Source organism: Micromonospora sp. M51, from assembly GCF_018070305.1.
Taxonomy (GTDB): Bacteria; Actinomycetota; Actinomycetes; order Mycobacteriales; family Micromonosporaceae; genus Micromonospora; species Micromonospora parva.
The window spans coordinates 1-4,086 of sequence record NZ_JAGPXZ010000575.1 but is presented as its reverse complement, the minus strand read 5'-3'; the positions used below and the strand labels follow the sequence as shown (position 1 = coordinate 4,086).

5 protein-coding genes are annotated in these 4,086 nt (G+C 70.0%); 2 read left to right on the top strand and 3 right to left on the bottom strand.

The features are described 5' to 3' along the window. Window positions 1-433, top strand: a 433-nt coding sequence (locus KBX53_RS24785; RefSeq protein ID WP_369010012.1) for an SDR family NAD(P)-dependent oxidoreductase, incomplete at its 5' end; no start/stop codon positions are given. A gap of 54 nt (window positions 434-487) precedes the next feature. On the opposite strand, the gene KBX53_RS24780 is transcribed toward KBX53_RS24785, so the two are convergent. After that, window positions 488-1,048, bottom strand: coding sequence for an NADPH-dependent FMN reductase (locus KBX53_RS24780; protein WP_030327360.1), 561 nt, complete (start codon window positions 1,046-1,048; stop codon window positions 488-490). A 137-nt stretch (window positions 1,049-1,185) separates the two neighbouring features. On the opposite strand from KBX53_RS24780, the gene KBX53_RS24775 reads away from it, so the two are divergent. Beyond that, on the top strand, window positions 1,186-1,659 hold the full coding sequence (locus KBX53_RS24775) for a MarR family winged helix-turn-helix transcriptional regulator (protein WP_030327358.1): 474 nt from the start codon (window positions 1,186-1,188) through the stop codon (window positions 1,657-1,659). A 33-nt stretch (window positions 1,660-1,692) separates the two neighbouring features. Here the strand turns inward: KBX53_RS24775 and KBX53_RS24770 are convergent, their stop codons facing one another. Together KBX53_RS24770 and KBX53_RS24765 are read right to left on the bottom strand one after the other, a co-directional pair. Then, on the bottom strand, window positions 1,693-2,193 hold the full coding sequence (locus KBX53_RS24770; RefSeq protein ID WP_210861933.1) for a DUF1772 domain-containing protein: 501 nt from the start codon (window positions 2,191-2,193) through the stop codon (window positions 1,693-1,695). Window positions 2,194-2,242: 49 nt separating this feature from the next. Next, window positions 2,243-3,982, bottom strand: a complete 1,740-nt coding sequence (locus KBX53_RS24765) for an IucA/IucC family siderophore biosynthesis protein (protein ID WP_210861935.1) — start codon at window positions 3,980-3,982, stop codon at window positions 2,243-2,245. Between the last annotated feature and the right edge of the window lie 104 nt (window positions 3,983-4,086).

Here is a 4,086-nt window from a genome sequence, read left to right as displayed (position 1 = left end):
CTTCGAGGACGTCAACTTCCGGGAACGCCCCTACGACCGTCTCCTCGCCTACGGTGAGTCGAAGACCGCCACCGCGCTGTTCGCTGTCGAGGCGAACCGGCGCTGGGCCGACGACGGCATCGCCGTCAACGCGGCCAACCCGGGCGCCGTCGCCACGAACCTGGGGCGGCACCTCACCGAGGAGGACTACGCGAGCCTTCCGGCGTACGACTTCAAGACCCCGCAGCAGGGCGCGGCGACCTCTGTGCTGCTTGCCGCGGGGCCGCATCTGGCGGGCATCGGCGGCCGGTATTTCGAGGACTGCGAGCAGGCGGTACGCCACAGCCCGGAGACGCCGCTACGAGGCGTGGCCGACCACGCGACCGATCCGGTGGCGGCGGCCCGACTGTGGCAGCTCTCGCTGGACCTGCTCGCCGGCGCACGGCTGGCCTGAATGCCCGGATACGGCCGCGGGATCCCCCGCGGCCGTATCCGGATCAGCGAACGCTCAGCCCTTGCGCAGCGGGGCGAGCGCCGCGCTCCAGGCGACAACCTGGTCGAGGGTGGTGTTCAGCGCGTCCTGCTGGAACGGGCCGGGCTTGAAGACGCTGAAGTTCTCGAAGTCGGTGAAGAGCGACAGCGCGACCTGCGAGCGCACGTCGGCCATCTGCAGCTCGCCGGAGATCAGACGCAGGTGCTCCACGGCGCGCGCGCCGCCGACCGAGCCGTAGCTGACGAAGCCGACGGCCTTGTTGTTCCACTCGGCGTAGAGGAAGTCGATGGCGTTCTTCAGGGCACCCGAGGTCGAGTGGTTGTACTCGGGGGTGACGATGATGAACCCGTCAAACGACGCGATCGTCTCGGCCCACCGCTTGGTGTGCGGCTGGCTGTACTGGCCCATTGAGGGCGGGTACGCCTCGTCGAGGTGCGGCAGCTGGTAGTCGAGCAGGTCGATCAGCTCGTACTCCGCGTCGGAGCGCTGCTTGGCGATCTCGAGCACCCAGCGGGCGACGGCCTCGCCGTTACGCCCCGGGCGGGTGCTGCCGAGGATGATCCCGATCCTGGTCATGTGTGGTGCCTTTCAGAGGTGCGTGCCGGACGACGGGAACGCTAACCGGTGCTTGATTGGTCAAGCAAATATGTGCCCTATGGGCGTGGTCACACGGAGGGTAAGCATTTGCTCAGTCAAACAAGTATGATATGAGGATGCCCGATCCCTCAGCAGCGACTCCGCAACCCCTCAGCCCGGACGAGGAAGCCCTGGTCCGCGCCTTGGGCCAGGTGATGCACGTGCTGCCCCGCGTGATCGACGCCGACATGGTCGGTGACCGTCAGCTACCACTCACCGAGTACACCGCGCTGATGAACCTCTCCGAGACGCCGGAGCGGCGGATGCGGATGAACGAGCTCGCAGCGCTCTGCCACCTCTCGCTCAGCGGCATGACCCGCACGATCATCCGGCTGGAGACGCAGGGGCTGGTCCGGCGGGAACGGTGCGAGGAGGACGCGCGCGGCTGGAACGCCGTCCTCACCGACGCCGGCTTCGCCCGCCTGACGGAGTCCTGGCCCAGCCACCTGGCCGCCGTACGCCGCCGGTTCCTGCAGCACTTCGAAGGCTTCGACCTCACCCAACTGGCCCTCGCGTTCCAGCGCGCCGGCACCGCGGAGCCGACCGACTGAGCCGGCGGCGGCCCGGTCGGTCACTCACCCGGCTCAGCCGGACAGCCGGCCCTGCGCCACCAGCGCCCAGGCCAGCAATCCGAAGGCGCCGGTCGACGCGACGGCCCGGACCACGTTGCCGCGTACCCAGGTGAGCTCGAAACGCGACCGCAGGGCGGCGAGGTCGGTGCCGTCGTCGACGTCGCCGGCGCGGGCCAGCACGGTGTTGAGCGGCACGTTGACCACGGCGGTGACGCCGAGCACCACCAGGTACAGCAGCAGTGCGGCGGCGACCCACGGCAACACCGTCCGACGCCCGGCACCGAGCTGCAGCGCCGCCGCCAGCAGCGTGAACAGCAGCGCGCCGCCGAAGCACACCGCGAACCATCCGTTGAGGATCGACTCGTTGATCCGCCGCATGGCGAGCACCAACGTCCGGTCGTCGGTACGCGCCAGACCCGGCATGACCGCGTACGCGAAGGCGGCGAACAACCCGGCGGTCAGGCCGGTGGTCACTGTGGCGGCGAACAGGCTGGCGGTGCTCAGGACTCCCATCCGCCTATTGCACCCGCTGACGGCAACAATGATCAACCGCGATTCGCGGTCACCGGGCCGGCGCGTGGGCGGCCAGCGGGTTGGTGAGCGTGCCGACGAACTGGAGTGCCGCCGACGGATCGGCCAGGTTGATCATCTGCTGGTTGTCGCGCAACTGCAGCCGGTTGAGGCAGGACAGCGTGAACTCCGGCGCGAACAGGTCGTAGTGGCGGACCCGCTCGGCCAGGTGTGGCACCCGGTCGAAGTAGTCGGCGGCGCAGGCCGCGACCGTACGCCAGAAGTCGTCCTCGGCGAGCACACCTGCCTCGACCAGGACCGCGTTGAGGTGCCGCAGGAAGCAGTCCACCACGTCGGTGAAGATGCTGAGCAGCTTGGTGTCGTCGGGCACCTCGACGCGGATCCGCTCCACCGCCGCCGGCAGCTCGACGTCGGAACTCATCACCGCGATCTCCTCGGCGATGTCCTTGAAGATCACCCGCTGGACCGTGTCCTGCTCGTCGAGGACCAGGATGACGTTCTCGCCGTGCGGCATGAAGGCCAGGTCGTACGCGTAGAAGCTGTGCAGCAGCGGGGTCAGGTAGGCGTCCAGGTAGCGGCGCAGCCACACCTCGGGTGCCAGGCCGGACCGGGCGATCAGTGCCGCCGCGAGTGCCCGGCCCTCGTCGCCGACGTGCAGCAGCGCGGCCATGGTGGACAGTCGCTCCCCCGGCGCCAGGTCGGGCACCGGGCTCTCCCGCCACAGGGCGGCCAACATCTTGCGGTACGGGGAGGTGCGGTCGGTCGCCGCCTCGTACTGGCGGTGCCGGTAACCCACCGCGGCCCGCTCCCGGATGACGGTCAGCCCGGTGCCGGTCAGCACCTCGTCGCCGGCGATCAGGTCGGCCAGCCAGTCGTTGATCGCCGGGGTGGCCGCCATGTACGCCGCCGACAGCCCCCGCATGAAGCCCATGTTCAGCACCGACAGGGCGGTCTTGACGTAGTGCCGGCCCGGCTCGCTGACGTTGAAGAAGGTGCGGATGGACTGCTGGGCGAGGTACACGTCCGGCCCGGGGCCGAGGTGCACCAGCCGACGCTCGGCAAGCTCACCGGCGAAGGTGACGGCCAGCTTGTTCCACCACTGCCACGGGTGCGCCGGGATCAGGTGGTAGTCGGCGAGGTCCAGCCCGAGATCGGTCATCGTGGCCGCGAACCGGGCCCGGGTCCCGGCGTCCAGCTCGCCCTCGATGAGCGTGTCGTAGTCGAGGTCGGCGGCGCTACTGAACGTCGAGTGGTCCCGGTGCGCGGCCAGCCACTCCAACCGCACCGGAGCGGCGGCCTCCGGCGCGTACCGGTGGTACTCGTCGACGCCGAAGCCGAGCCGACCGTTGTTCGCCACGAAGCAGGGGTGGCCCTCGGTCATCGAGGTCTCGATGGTCTGGAAGTCCGCCTCGGCCAGCTCGGCGGCGCTCGGCGCGGCCTGGGTCAGCTTGTACGCGGTACCGGCCAGGGTGGAGGTGATCTCCTCCAGGTAGACCGGGAGCACCCGCGCGGAGAGCCCGAGGGTGTCGCGCAGTTCGACGATCAGGTCCACCGCGTCCGGTGCCAGCGACGTGCCGTCGCGGTGCCGGGTGATGCTGTCCGCGTCGATCTGCCAGTGGGACAGGGCGAGTACCCGCGCCGCGAACCGGTAGCTGACAGTGCCGTCGTCGCTGTGGATCTCGTACCACTGCCGGTCGTCGGGGCCGGCCACGGCCTGCGGGGTGAGCAGCCGCTCGTGGGTGAACTCGGCGAGCGCCTTTCGGACCAGCAGCCGGTTGGCCCGGGCCCACCGCTGCGGGGTGAGGTGCCCGACCGGGTCGCCGGAGGCGGGGTACGCGGTGGCGACGGGCGGGTGGCTGGGGGCGGCGGTGGTGG

Bases quoted from the DNA above. Each gene is read 5' to 3' on its own strand.
- KBX53_RS24780 (WP_030327360.1), bottom strand. From the start codon at position 1,048: ATGACCAGGATCGGGATCATCCTCGGCAGCACCCGCCCGGGGCGTAAC.
- KBX53_RS24775 (WP_030327358.1), top strand. From the start codon at position 1,186: ATGCCCGATCCCTCAGCAGCGACTCCGCAACCCCTCAGCCCGGACGAG.
- KBX53_RS24770 (WP_210861933.1), bottom strand. From the start codon at position 2,193: ATGGGAGTCCTGAGCACCGCCAGCCTGTTCGCCGCCACAGTGACCACC.